Source organism: Silvanigrella paludirubra (assembly GCF_009208775.1).
In the GTDB taxonomy this organism is placed as follows: Bacteria; Bdellovibrionota_B; Oligoflexia; order Silvanigrellales; family Silvanigrellaceae; genus Silvanigrella; species Silvanigrella paludirubra.
Genome location: NZ_WFLM01000001.1, coordinates 116,971 through 131,523 on the forward strand (window position 1 = coordinate 116,971; position 14,553 = coordinate 131,523).

A 14,553-nucleotide genomic window follows, 5' to 3' on the forward strand; every position below is an offset into this window, starting at 1 on the left:
TACTTCCCCTTCTTTTTTCTATTATCTCCTTTTTAAAAATACCTAAATGCAGTAAGTGTGTGGTCTTCTTTTAAAGTAAGGTAAATGTATGCGTCCTAAGTCTTATTCTAATTTATCTCAATCTGTTTCTCAGTATGTCGAAAATTTACTACAAATAGACAATGATCCTAATTTACAACAAGTCATGCAAATTGCGAAAAAACGGGGAACGCCTCCTTTGCAGGTTGTTCCAACGGACGGTCGTAATTTAGAAGTGTTTGCTAGAACCGTTCAAGCAAGAAAAATTGTGGAAATTGGCACATTATGTGGTTATTCAGCCGTATTTTTAGCAAATGCCCTTCCAGAAGACGGAAAGCTTTATACCTGTGAGCACAGCACTCACCACGCCGCTGTGGCAAGCGAAGTTTTTCAAAATTTAGGCCTCTCTCATAAAATTGAAATAAAAATAGGGAAGGCGCTTGATACTCTCCCAAGTCTTGTTCGTGAAGGTCCTTTTGACCTTATTTTTATCGATGCTGATAAAGCGAATTACCCAAAATATTTTGATTGGGCGGTAGAAAATTTAAGATCAGGCGGTCTTCTGATTGCGGATAACGTTTTTGTTTTTGGATTTGTAGGTAATGAAGAACTCCCACAAGGAGAATTAGCAAATTTAATACTTGCTATGCGCAATTTTAACGAAAAATGTGTAAAAGATAAAAGGCTTGTTACTACCTTTTTACCAACTGGAGAAGGTATGATGGTTGCTGTGAAAAAGTAATCTTCTTCATAAAATGTTTTGAGTTTAAATTTGTTACTTATTTAAGAGAATGCTAAAAATCTAAAAATATATTTTTTTAATGTAATATTAAGTTAGATATTATCAGATGAAAATAAAAAAAATCCAACAAATGATTTTACGTCGGATTTTTTAATGAAATTAATAGCGGTGCCATTTATAAGTACTAGGAATACATGGCTGTGGGCAATTTTCGGGAACTTTTCTTGCATCATCATCAACAGAAGACCAAGCAATTAAACTGCGCACTACATTTTCAAGTGGTACTTTACGCTGAGCGGCATAAGGAGAATAAATAGTCCACTCTGGATCGGGTCTTGTTGGGTTTTCATTCCATTTATAAATATTATAATTGTATGATGCTGTAGTTGAATTTGGAACTAAACCAGTTGAAACATCGGAACTTCCTGATGGTGTCCAAATAAAATCTGGGTGTGCATTTTGATACCATTCTCCACCAATAATTCTATCGCTGGAATCTAATTCTAAGTCATAAACATAGGTAACAGAAATAACGTTATCATTTCTTGGTGAATCTTTTGCTGCTGCATTTGGCCATGTTTCACCTATATATTGAATTGTGGTTTCAACTCCAACAATTTTTGCAGCATAATTTGATCTGTAAGTTGGAAACTTATCTCTAGTAAATTGTGATCTTGGAATAGCAGCTTCCTTTGCTGTAGATGCGGCGACACCAGTTTGTGGATTAAAATAGCGGTATTTATAACCAAGAAGAGGTTGATTCCAAACTTGGAAATCATATGTGGCATCAATCACAACACTGCGGTTATTGATTCCAAGTTGATTTATTAAAGTTAAATGAAATGTCCCTGGGTTTGTATCGAAGCATTCTTGACTAATAATACGTCCTTTAGAATCTGTTGCCGGATTTTTTTGGTTACAGCGGCCTCCAATAAATTTAGTTGGAGCACTTAAATTTGCCCAGAGAATTGTAGAAAGCGCTTTGATATCTGATGGGTAAAATGTAATTTTTGTACCTGCTGCATTTGTTAAGTTAACGCTGCGAACGGGTCTATTGTGCATGTATGCGGCAGGAGCCCAGCCATGACAAATTCCTTCCCATCCTTCAAATTTTCCGTAACTTTGTGCATCGGCAATAATTGTATTTGTTAATGAATAATTATTGTCTCCCATTAATAAATCATATTTTTCAGCTGGTGAAAGATAATTTGTTTTTCCTTCGCTTACCAATGTGCTTGCTGAGCGTTGTCTTAAAATATAATTTGCATAATCATTTATTTCCATATCTGGTAAGTTTTCTGAATATCTATTAGTAATATTTCCTTTATAAAGAGGCCAATAGCTACCAGACCAAGGTTGGAAAGTTAATGTATAAGATGATATTTTTTTGGCATCAATAGCATTGATATTGTCAATAAAAGTTGCGGGATTATCTATAACATATTTAGGATTATCATTTCCTTGGTATTCTGAAAAAGGTTTAAATGACCTAGATCTTTTACTTGCATTTTTCATAAGAGTATTACGAAATTTGTCTTTTTTCTCTACAAACGATCTTGATTTAATATCTTCTTCTGAAAATTGAGTTTCTATTATTTTATTTCCTGATACTTGTTTTTTAGTAGGGATTTTATCCATGATGGCTTTTGGATTTTCATGAAATTCTTTAAGAAATTTATCTAAATTCACTTCACTTTGTGCATATGCAATAGAGGATACTCCCATCAAAATTGCAATAGGTATTTTTCGAAAATTTTTGCTATAATCCATAAGCAAAACTCCTAATAATATATAATATTAAATTGTTTTTAAATAAATTATGTAAAAAAATATGAAATGCCGACACTTCAATCGCAAACTAATATGTTAATTTAATTATGTCAATATAGTGAGCTAAAAAATATTATAAGAGATTGGATTATGATTTTAATTTTTCATTAACAGCAATTTGCCACATTACTACATATAGTAAAGATATATATATATAAACAACAGAAGAATCAAAAAAAACATTTTGGGTTAGAGCGTGTACTAAATTTGAAAAGATCATAATAGAAAAACAAAAAGGCAAAACGCTATATTCTTTTTTTTGTTCTTTTAATTTTTTTCTTAGAGATATATAAATAATTATTAAAGATGTTAGTATCCAAAATGCAGCAAGAAGCCCACCACTTCCTAGTATTTCTAAATAATTATTATGAGCATTGTATTTTTCGGGAAGATTTTCGTATCCCATTTTGTTATAATAATTTTCACGCACTCCCGCTTTTAACCAATAGTTACCTTGTCCAACTACAGGTTTATCAATAAACATTTGAGTGTAAACTTTCCAAAAATATTGACGATAATTTCCTGTGTCTAAAGAGTGAGACTGTGTAATTGAATTTGTAGTAAATTCGATTCTTTCTAATAAACCATATTTTTTTACAATAAAGAAACTAGATATTAATACAACGAAAACTGTTAATGTTGTGATTATTGGTTTTTTTCTTATTCCTAAAATAAAGGGAACAAATGCAAGCATAAATACACAAGCAACACCAGCAGTTCTTCCTGAACTTAAAATGACAATTATAAAATTACAAAAAGTAATTAGTGCTAATGAAATTTGAGGCAAATAATTTTTTTGCTTAAAGAAAATAAAGTTGATGGATAAAGAGCCTTTTTTTACAATAGATTGCCATAATAAACTCCAAGTAAAAGAGGCATAAGCTAACCCAACTCCTGCAACTGTCAGTGGATGACCATAAAAGCCATTAGTTCTGTACTTCCCATTATCTAGTAATTCGGTACTTTCCAAAATTTTTCCTTTAAAAGAATGGTAATCAATTCCAGTATTATATTGATATATTAAAGCTAAACAAATAAAAATAGAGGCTGGAAATAAACCAGATAGGAAATATTTTAAAGGCATAATTTCAACATGATTTGCTTTTAATTTTGTATTTACATTTTTCTTACTATAGTGGGTTAGTGCTAAAATAAGAACACTACCTATAAAAAGAGATGATGGAAAATTACTTTGTAAAATACTAGGCCATTTTAATTCAATAATGTATTTGAAGTTTGGAAAAATATTATCGTGGAAAAAATAATTAATTAAATTTGTAATTGGAAAAATAATATGGAGTGCTATTAAACATAATGATATTTTCGAAATAAAACTTGGGATCTCTTTTTTGTTTAATATAAAAAAGAGAGAAGGTAAAACAATACAAATTAAATAAAAGGATGCCCCCTGTAATGCAATTCCTAAATATAGTAAAAAGGGTAAAAGAAAAAATATAGTATTTATTAGCATGCATATTTCCTATTAAAGGGTTGTGAAGAGTATTATAATTTAAATAACATATTAAGATTCACTTAGTTTATTTTCTAGGTCAATAGGGTTTATCTTCTATAGTTGTGAACAATTTTTTAAAAGGTCATCCTCTATTCAAAATTATCGTTTATTATATGACCTACTTTGTAAAAAAAGGGAAGAAGACCCCGAATGGAGAAATTTGTAAGGAGGGATTTTTAAAAAATGCTCTTTATTTAAGATTTCATTAATGTTATATTAAGGGACAACTGTCTGATCAGTTGCCATAGCATTAAAGAAATTATAAGTCATATAATAGTCGCCATTGTCACCCATATTTGCGCTCCAAGAGTTTCTAATTTTAAGCAGTTTTTGATTGTTGTCGTAACCAATTACAATAACCTCATGCCCTGCATTCGTTGGTACACAATGATTATAATTTGAGCCGGGTTGGGTGCATGCCCAAAGTCCACCACGATTTTGTGAAACGATAGGACCTTCTTTTTTTATTATTGTGGAAGGAAAATCCCCATTGTAAACAAAGCCAATCGCAACTCGATAGCCTGAATTTAAAGCTTTGATAATTTCATTTAGATCTGGTCTCATATTATTTGTGATAATGGAATCGGAATAACCTTTAAAACTAGTATTATAATATTGATTTAAGTTTACAGTTTGATTTGGATAAGGATAACGATATCCAAAACAATAATTTTTAGCTATAATTCCGTATTTTTTTAAGGGAAGAATAATATTATTTGCTGTATAAGCGCCATTCCAATAACTATTTCCTAATGTATAATCAAGAGCAAGAGAGCATTGCTGATCAATATAATCTCCCATTTTAAATCGAGCATCAAGAATAGCCGTTGAAGCAAAAGTAACACATGTCCCATATTGTCCTTGATCAAGTACAGGAACATTAGCCATTCCAAGATCCACAGCTCCTTGAGAATCGCTAAAGCGTATTATTCCTTTGCTGTAATCATATTCACCACCTGTTAAATTCATTTCATTATTTGCATTGTCAATTTTATCAATCATTTTTTGAGTAAGATCTATTTTCATAAAGTTAATTTTTTTATATTGCGTATCGGAGTTTGATAGTAAATTGTTTTCTGAGTTTTGCTCTAAACTCATTTCTATTGTTCCATTTAAATTAAAATAATCTAAACTTGAATTTATTTCTTGAGAAAAAGAAGGAAATGAAACTAAAGAAAAACCACAAACTAATAAATTAAAATTAATTTTGGAACGCATAAGCTCTCCTTTAAATAAATAAGTTAACGGAACAAAAAGGAAAAATTCGTGTTTGTATTCGTCAATTATTTTCAAATTTAAAGAAAAATTTCGTCAATATAATTTATGATAAATGGTGAAATAATTTTTAAGGAATTTTTTTTCTATTCTTATTTTTTTATAATAAAAAAGGTTTTAGTAAAAACTAAAACCTTTGAGATTTAGATTAATATAATTTAAAATTAAAATTCAAAATCTAGACATGATATATCTGGAGATAAAACGCTTGCTAAAAATGATTTTGCTTCTGGTAAAACATGGTGTGTAAAGAACTTAGCTGTTTTAATTTTATTATTATAAAACTTTTTATCATTCACAGAAAGATTGGAATTCGATAATTTTTCACATGCTAAAACCGCTTGTTCTAATAAAAGTCCGCAAATTATAGTATGACCAAAAGCCATCATAAATGGGTATGCATTTAAAATCGCAGCGTGTTTATTTCCTTTTTTTGCGATTTCACTCATGTGCATTGCGCCTCTTCCAATTTTAGAGACATAATCACCAAGCATAAGCATTTCTTGGGAAAGATCTTTGTGTTCTTTATTTTTTTCTACAAAGGAACCATGACGACCAAGCCAGCTCATAAAAATTTGCCCGTCTTCCATTCTCATTTTTCGCCCAACGAGATCGAGTGCTTGAATTCCATTTGTTCCTTCATAAATTGAGGTAATTTTGGAATCTCTTAAGAGTTGTTCTACGGGATAATCTTTCGTAAAACCATAGCCACCATAAGTTTGAATAGATTGTGTAATAGAATAAAATCCCATGTCAGTGCACCAAGATTTCATAATAGGAGTTAATAATTCAAGAAACCCATGTGCTCTCTTTTTATCTTTTTCATTAGTAGAATGTTCTGATTCATCATGCATAAGTGCTGTAGTATAACATAAAGCTCGCATACCTTCGACAATACTTCTTTGTCTAAGTAACATACGTTTTACATCTGGATGATTTACTATTGCAATTCTGGGAGGATTAGAAGCGTCTTTTTTTGCTGAAATATCAACACCTTGAATACGCTCTTTGGCATAGCCTTCCGCATTTAAAAAGGCAACAGAGGCTTGGCCTAAACCCTGCAAGCCAACACCGATTCTTGCTTCATTCATCATTAGAAACATATAGTTTATGCCTTGATTTTCTTTTCCAATTAAAAAACCTTGGCAATCGTCTTTATCTCCAAAACTCATAAGGCAGGTAGAGTTTCCATGAATTCCCATTTTTTCTTCAAGAGAAATACAATAAAGATCATTCTTTCCTGTGATTTTTCCTGAGTTTTTATCAATACGGAATTTAGGAACTAAAAATAAACTAACACCTTCTATTCCGGCTGGTGCACCTTCAATACGTGCTAAAACGAGATGAAGAATGTTTTCTGTAAAATCATTTTCGCCACCAGAAATCCATTGTTTAACGCCTTTAATTAAAAAGGATCCGTCTTTTCCGCGTTTCGCAGTAGAGCGTAGATCTCCTACAGCGCTTCCAGCAGAAGGTTCTGTTAAACACATGGTTCCTGTCCATGCACCGGAAGCAATTTTAGGAATACAAAATTTTTGCATCCATTCTTCCCCAAAATGATTAATCACATGGGAGGCAGATTTAGTTAATCCTGGATACATAGTAAAAGCTTGGTTTGCGCTTGAAAATATTTCCATAAAAACAGACGCAATAATTCCTGGAGCTTGAATCCCTCCGGCTTGCTCGGAGTCAGATAAAGTAAGAAATCCATTATCTACAAACTGTTTATAAGCTTCTTTTGTACCTGGAGGTGTTGTTACTTCCTTAGTTTCTTTATTATGAGTACATCCAATACGATCGCCAACTTTATTTAGAGGCCCTAAATATTGATTACATAAAGTAATAGCTGATGTTAACATTTCACCAACAGATTCGATGGAATGATCGGAATAATAAGGTATATCAAAAAGTTTTTGAATTTTTAGATATTCAAAAAGCACAAATTCAATTTCTCTTCTATCTACCATAAAGGAACTATTCGCAGCCATGCTTTATTCTCCTGAGAAATATTTTTAGTCTAAGATGTTAACTCTTAAAAACCTCTATTTAGAGCCAGTATCTGTTGCAACTAATTTATCATCTGCATCGTCAAGAATCAGGGATGCAAATTGAGATGAATATTCCGAGTCTGATTTTATGGAAGCAAAGTCGGAATCAAAACGTGCAAGTTCAATTAGTTTTTTATCTTCAATAAGTGCAAGTTTCAAGTTTTGAAGTGCTTCACTTTTTTTTCCAAGAAGGGCGAGCATACATGCTTTGTTATAAATATAAATAGCTGTGTGTGGGCGTATCTTTAAGGCAGACTCAAAATCATTTAATGCATTAGTATAATCTAAATTTTTATAGAATGTAATTGCTCTATCTGCAAAAAGATCATCTTTTGTATTATCTAACGCTAATGCTTTATTGTACATTTCAATAGAGTCTTCATATTTTTTGAGATTTCTATATATTTCTCCATAAATGCTATAGGGTAACATATAATCAGGCTCTTCTTTTATCAAATATTTTAAAGAGCCCTCTAAAACATATAAAGCATTTAATTTTTTATATTCAGAAACTAAAGATGCATAAAATTGTTTATTATCATTTCCTGTTTCTGCAGAATATATTGCTGAAACAGATGCATCTTCTATATTTTTATCTTTAAAATTTGCCATAGATAAATGAGCATAAACTAGCGATAAAGCAGATGGGGATATATATTTTCTTTTAGAAATTGTGGTAATTAATTTGTTAAGATTATAAATTGCTACCTTATTTTTATTTTGCAAACTATATTGCATTACAGAAAGCTGTAAACGAGATTCAACATCATTACCTAATAAAATCGCTTTTTCAAAACAAAGAGTAGCTTCGTTATAATTTTTTATATTTATAAAAGCCAATGCTGCTTTGTGCCAAATCCAACGATCAGGGTATTTTAGTGCGAACTCTTTTAGTGCAAATCCTAATTCATTTGGTTTTGATAGTCTAGAAATTGCAGTGGCTGCAGATTGAGAAATGTCATCGGTATTTGCCCCTTTTTTTAGAGCAAGTTCAATATTTAATAAAGATTCTTTTGGGTTTCTTTCAGAAAAAATACGACCTTTTTCAATGTAAGAATCAAGATGGTCAGGAAGTTTTGTTAGAGTTTCTACATAGAGATCTTCAGCAGCTTTTGGTTGACCAGAATAATAAAGTATATCTGCCTTAGCAAATAATGCTTTTGGTCTATTTGGGTCTAATTCATTTGCTTCTGTTATAAGCTCTATACTTTTTTGCAATTCATAAGGATGTCTGTAACCTTGAGAAACTTGTTGTTGAATTAATCTGGAAAGTTCAATATAAGCATCAATATTTTTTGGATTTAATCTAATACTTTCAACTAAAAGTTTTTCTGCTTTTAATTGTTCGCCTGGTAAGGCATTTATTAAAATTGATTTTGCTTCGCGGTATATTTTATAAGAATTTTCAATATTGGAATTTGCTACTTTTTTATTACTAGTTACTGAAGTTTGATTAACACTACTAAACGTCTCTAAGTGAGAAAGTAACAATATATTAAATATAGAAAAATATAATATTTTATTTTTCAATCCAATTCCTTCCTCAGCATTTAATAATGCCGTGAAGCAAGTTATGCCTATTTTCCCTATCGACTTATTTATGAATTTATTAAGTTTGACACTTTATATGGGATAACTATTTGTAATTATTGATTTATATAATTTATTTAAGAATCTTGAGTAGATCAGGTAAAAGAATTATAAGTTAATGCCTTGTAAACTGCTTTTTCCCATTTTGAAAAAGCAAGAAAGCGATTAAAATGAGAAGGATTTTATTTTATTTAGGTTATTTTTATTATTTGTTATTAGTAAAAACAGCGAGAATAAAGTTAACTGGATTTGAGCAAGTTCAAGAATTCTGGAAAAACGGTAAAAATGTAGTTTTCTGCTGCCCTCATAATGCAATTTTAGCTTGTTTTGTTGGAGTGGATAGCCTTGTTCGTCCCAACGTTGTTTTAATATCAAGTTTAAGCGGTGATGGTGAACTTGTTGCAAAGTTACTGATTAAAAGAAGATTTGAAATGATTCGAGGTTCTTCAAGTAGAGGTGGAAAAAAAGCTCTGCTCGAACTTCAAAAAGCAGGAAAGCTTGGTAAAAGTTTAGGAGTTGCTTTTGACGGCCCTAAAGGGCCTCCTTTTGTCCCTAAAAGAGGAATCATTGGATGTGCTCGTGCCGTAGATGGTCCTTTGTTTTTTATTCATGCGCATGCATTAAAAGGAAGAATATTTGGATTTCCAAAGGGAATCCGAGTGAACTCCTGGGATCGATTTTTAATACCACTACCTTTTTGTGAAATTTCTGTTTGTTTTGAAAAAATACCTGAAAAACAAGAGTTAAATATTCAAGATGATCTAAAGTATGAGGATTATGTTCTTGAAAATGTCCAAAAAAGAGCTACCGAATTATATTCACATATATATCATAAAAAATAAAAAATCCGAGTGTTGTAATTAATTATAAAAACACTCGGATCAGTTTTATTTAATCTGCTAATTGTACATAAGTTACTTTAGCTTTTGGGTTATTTTGAATAATGTCATTGATAGATATTAGATAGTATCCTGGAAATTGATTGTTATTTGTTTTTCTGAATAATGCAATTTTATCATTTAATTTAATAGTAAAGTTTATTGCATTTACTTCATTTGGAGGAAGCATATTAAAAAGTTCATTTAATTTACCGTTACCAATAATGTTATATTTATCAGTGTCTAAAATATCATAATTACCATCTTTTTTTAAGAAGTAGAGGTTTTCTTTTTCATTTGTATTGATAACAAAAGCGGCGAAGATATTTGCAACATAAAATGGATCTAATGTTTTTTCTATTCCATAGTTTGCATTATGGCCACTATAAGTTCCCATTGTTAATGAGTTAGCTTTTAAAATATTACCTTTTTCATCTACAAAACGAATATCCCATATTCCTTTCCAAATATTTCCAATTTGTGGAATGCTATTGGCAATCTCACCAAAGGCAACTATTTTTTTATGTGTATTATAAGCATCATTAGGATTGCTGCTGATCCAGTCACGAACTCCCCAATATTCATAAACAGATCCTGCTCCAATGTAGCTACCTGTTTTGGAATCTATTTGACGAAGGCTTCCTTGGGAATCGTTTAAAATGACAGTAGTTGCATTCATTTTGCTGTATGCATTTACAAAGCTTGAATTTGATTTGTTTGCGTCAACTAATAAATTACATAAAGTAACTTTTGTATTGTTGATTACATCATTTGCAATTACTTTTAGATCGGAACAATTTTCGTTTAATACATGTGAAGCTTCTGAAATTGGTAAATTAACAATAGTAATGCTAGAACCGAATAAATCACCTTCTTTTAATCCTAAGCTATCACTTGTATTTATTTTTGATTTTCCTGCAATGAGTTCAACGCATCCACTTCCATCAATGTTGCATTTAAAAACAGCGCCTGTTCTTTTATCTGCATCTGTTTTTCTTCCCATTGCTCCAATATAAATGGAATCACTTGTTGCGATAACGCTGGATCCAAAATTGTCGTTCACAGACAAATCTAACTGTTTTCTACTTTCTTGGTTTTGGCCACCTAAAAAAGCGATACAATTTCCAACATTAAAATCACATTTAAAAATACTACCCGTGTCATATAAGTTGGATTGGCTTGTTGATCCACTATCTCTCCCAATAGCTCCCACAAATAGATTAACTCCGTTACCAGATAAGCTTGTTCCAAAATTATCATTTGTGATTAAATTTAAATTGTCTGTTTTATAAGCAACACAATTATCTCCAGATAAATCACATTTAAAAACAGCACCATTTCCTCCATTTTTATCTTTAGCACCAATAAAAATATTAGAATTTGTAACGAATATACTTGTTCCTAAGTGATCTAGTCTATTTAATTGTGATTTAATTTTGCTTGTTTGATTTTTGCCCGCAATAAACTCGGATGCGTTGATGCCATTTAAGTCGTATTGAAATACTGCGCCAATATCATCTTTATAGTTTGCTGACATTGTTGGTACAGTATCGCCACTGTCTCTTCCGGGAGCGCCAATATAAATTTTATCTTTTGTTGCGAATAAACTGCTACCAAAATTATCATTTGTAATTAATTTCATGGTATCTGTATCAAATTGAATACAATTTTTTCCTGTTAAGTCGCATTTATAAACTGTTCCGTTAGGAGAAGTTGAATCGGGCTTGTAATATTGATTTTGTCCACTTTTTCCTTCTGAGCCAATATAAATAAAATTTTGGTTACCTGAAATACTTGAGCCAAAATTATCGCCTTTAGTTAACTTAATGCTTTTTGCTGTTGGCTCAGATGAAATAAAAGGGATGTTGCCTCCAATAAACTCCGCGCATTGAGTACCATCCAAATTACATTTAAATACAGCACCTTTGCCGCCACGACCTTTTGAACCTATTAATAAATAATTTTGAGTATTTGGTGGTGGGTTTTCATTAATTACATTTGCAGAGGTATTTTGCGAGTTTCCACCACCACTGCCACTACTTCCACCACCTTGTGAGCATGAGGAAATAGTAAAAAGTGTTGTTAAAAAAACAGCACTTATAAAAAACTTATATTTTATGGTTTGTTGTGTTTTGATTGGAAAATGCATGTTACCTCCAGAAAATCTAATAAATCGAATTACTTTATGAATATCGGAATTATTTTGTTTTTATTAAGTCCTTATTTTTATATTATAAAAATATAAAAATTGTCTTAATATAAAATGAATAATTATATTAAATTATTGAAGATAATTTTCTGTAAATAGATTTATTATTTATATATTATAATAATCAACGGAATAGTATATTAGTACGTATTTTATTCTATATGGTAATCTATATTTTTAATCCGTAAATTTTATTTAATCATTTTAAATAAGGATAATTAATATTTTTAATTTTGGTATTAATATAATGAATTTTATTTTTTACATATTAATTAAAATAAATAATTTAATTCTATGAATATGTTGTTTTAAAATTTAAATTAACAGACTTGTATAAAAATTTATATTATGTTATCAGATGGATGGATTTTTGATGAGTTAGTAATTATTTTATTTTATATGAGGTTTCTTATGATAAATAATTTGAATAAATCGCAAAAAGACGCTACTAAATTTACAATTGAAGCAAATAAAAAAATTCTGGATTATCTGCCTTTTGAAAATATAAATGATATTGAAGATGCAAATGCAAATAAGGAAATAGATTTTCCCGCAGATATTATCTATGGAAAAGAAAATAATGTAGTTATGAATTTTAAACAGTTTAACTTTTTAAATAGTGAAAAATCTCCTGAAACTGTAAATCCAAGTTTATGGCGTCAATCACAATTAGTTAATAAACAAGCATTATATAAAGTTACGGAAGGTATTTATCAAGTTAGAAATATAGATTTATCTAATATAACTTTTATTCTTGGCAATACTGGTTGGATTGTAATTGATACAATGACTTCAACAGAAACAGCTAATGCTGCTTTAAATTTAGTTAATGAAACATTAAGTGAAAAATTACAATTAAAAGATAAGACAAGAGTTTCTGCTGTTATTATTACTCATAGCCACGTAGATCATTTTGGGGGAATTAAAGCCCTTGTAAATGAAAAAGATGTTATTGACAAAAAAGTTGAATATATTGCACCTGCTGGATTTAGCGAAGAAGCTCTAAGTGAAAATATTCTTGCTGGAAATGTGATGAGCCGTAGAGCATCTTATATGTATGGAAATTTAATTGATATCAATGCAAAAGGGGGGGTTGGCTGTGGCCTTGGATTAGCAACATCTCAAGGTACCATTTCATTTATGGAGCCAAATAAACTTATAGATGAAAATTCAGCTAAAGTAACACAAACTGTAGACGGTGTAAAAGTTGTTTATTTAATGGCCGAAGAGACAGAAGCTCCTGCTGAAATGTTATTTTATTTTCCAGATCACAAAGCAATTTGTTTATCTGAAGATATAAATCATACATTGCATAACACCTTAACAATGAGGGGCGCAAAAGTAAGAAACCCTGCAAAATGGTCTAAAGTGATCGATGAAGTGATTCAGCTATGGGGAAATGAAGCTCAATATTCTTTTGGAAGTCATCATTGGCCTCAGTTTGGGAATGCTAGTGTGGTCAAACAACTAAACACACAAAGAAATTTATACAAATATATTAATGATCAAACTTTACGTTTGGCAAATCAAGGTTTGACTATGCATGAAATTGCAGAAAATTTTGTTTTACCTGATAGCTTGGCGAAGGAATTTACGAATCGTGGATATTATGGAAATTTAAAACACAATGTCCGTGCTACTTACCAATTGTATCAAGGATGGTGGGATGGAAATCCATCAAACTATGATCCTCATACACCTACTGAAGAAGCAAAAAAATATGTAGAAATGATCGGCGAAGAGAAAATATTAGAAAGTGCGCACAAGGCATTTGAAAATGGAGATTATCGTTGGGCAGCTACCTTGACAAATAAACTTGTATTTGCAAACCCAAAAAATCAAAATGCCCGTTACTTAGGTGCTGATGCTCTTGAGCAACTTGGATATCAGGCTGAATCTGGAGCTGTGCGTAATTATTATTTAACAGGTGCTAAAGAGCTCAGAGATGGAACTCCAAATAGTGCTAATGCCCCAACTACAACCTCTTCTGATATCATAAATGGTATGAGTACTGAAATGTTTTTAGATTATATGGCAGTTCATTTAAACCCCGCAAAAACAGGTGAAGAAGAATTTAAATTTAACTTAAATATTTCAAATAATGCTCAAATAAAAAGAGAAAATAGCAATTATTTAATTGCTGTACAAAGCGGAGTTTTGCTATATTGGAAAGATAAAAAAGATCCAAATGCAAATGGAACTATTGAAATAACAAACTCTCAGTTTAAAGAATTATTTTTAAATAAAGATTCTGCAAAAAAAATACAAAAGAATGTGGATATAAAATACGAGGGTGATAAACAAAAATTAATTACCTTTTTAGGCGCATTTGAAAAGTCTGAATTTTGGTTCCCTATTGTTGAGCCAAAAACAGAAAAAAAACCCAGAGGCAATTGAGAATAGTTAAATAGAATAATTAAGTAAAAGTTACAATATTTTTTATATTGTAA

Annotated in this window: 9 protein-coding genes; 3 read left to right on the top strand and 6 right to left on the bottom strand. The window is 30.7% G+C overall.

What is annotated here, in order from left to right; translation table 11 throughout:
• Nucleotides 1-88: 88 nt before the first annotated feature.
• Nucleotides 89-760, top strand: a complete 672-nt coding sequence (locus GCL60_RS00785) for an O-methyltransferase (RefSeq protein WP_153417950.1) — start codon at nt 89-91, stop codon at nt 758-760.
• Nucleotides 761-919: 159 nt separating this feature from the next.
• Here GCL60_RS00785 and GCL60_RS00790 read toward each other — a convergent pair whose 3' ends face one another.
• From GCL60_RS00790 to GCL60_RS00810, 5 genes are all read right to left on the bottom strand, one after another.
• Nucleotides 920-2,530, bottom strand: coding sequence for a hypothetical protein (locus tag GCL60_RS00790; protein ID WP_153417951.1), 1,611 nt, complete (start codon nt 2,528-2,530; stop codon nt 920-922).
• 148 nt (nt 2,531-2,678) lie between these two features.
• Nucleotides 2,679-4,061 carry an O-antigen ligase family protein gene (locus GCL60_RS00795; protein ID WP_153417952.1) on the bottom strand — a complete coding sequence of 461 codons (1,383 nt, stop codon included), beginning with the start codon at nt 4,059-4,061 and terminating at the stop codon, nt 2,679-2,681.
• A 258-nt stretch (nt 4,062-4,319) separates the two neighbouring features.
• Nucleotides 4,320-5,321, bottom strand: coding sequence for a C1 family peptidase (locus GCL60_RS00800; protein WP_153417953.1), 1,002 nt, complete (start codon nt 5,319-5,321; stop codon nt 4,320-4,322).
• 221 nt (nt 5,322-5,542) lie between these two features.
• Nucleotides 5,543-7,366 (bottom strand): acyl-CoA dehydrogenase, encoded by a 1,824-nt coding sequence (locus GCL60_RS00805; protein WP_153417954.1) that lies wholly within the window; start codon nt 7,364-7,366, stop codon nt 5,543-5,545.
• A gap of 54 nt (nt 7,367-7,420) precedes the next feature.
• Nucleotides 7,421-8,956: a tetratricopeptide repeat protein gene (locus GCL60_RS00810; RefSeq protein WP_153417955.1), complete on the bottom strand. Its 1,536-nt coding sequence runs from the start codon at nt 8,954-8,956 to the stop codon at nt 7,421-7,423.
• A 230-nt stretch (nt 8,957-9,186) separates the two neighbouring features.
• Here GCL60_RS00810 and GCL60_RS00815 point away from each other — a divergent pair, with 230 nt between their 5' ends.
• Nucleotides 9,187-9,858, top strand: a complete 672-nt coding sequence (locus GCL60_RS00815; RefSeq protein ID WP_153417956.1) for a lysophospholipid acyltransferase family protein — start codon at nt 9,187-9,189, stop codon at nt 9,856-9,858.
• 49 nt (nt 9,859-9,907) lie between these two features.
• Here GCL60_RS00815 and GCL60_RS00820 read toward each other — a convergent pair whose 3' ends face one another.
• The gene (locus GCL60_RS00820; RefSeq protein ID WP_153417957.1) at nt 9,908-12,043 is read right to left on the bottom strand and encodes a hypothetical protein; all 2,136 of its coding nucleotides are present in this window, start codon (nt 12,041-12,043) and stop codon (nt 9,908-9,910) included.
• A 471-nt stretch (nt 12,044-12,514) separates the two neighbouring features.
• On the opposite strand from GCL60_RS00820, the gene GCL60_RS00825 reads away from it, so the two are divergent.
• A complete protein-coding gene (locus GCL60_RS00825; RefSeq protein WP_153417958.1) occupies nt 12,515-14,500 on the top strand; it encodes an alkyl/aryl-sulfatase in 1,986 nt (661 codons plus the stop codon).
• Nucleotides 14,501-14,553: the final 53 nt, after the last annotated feature.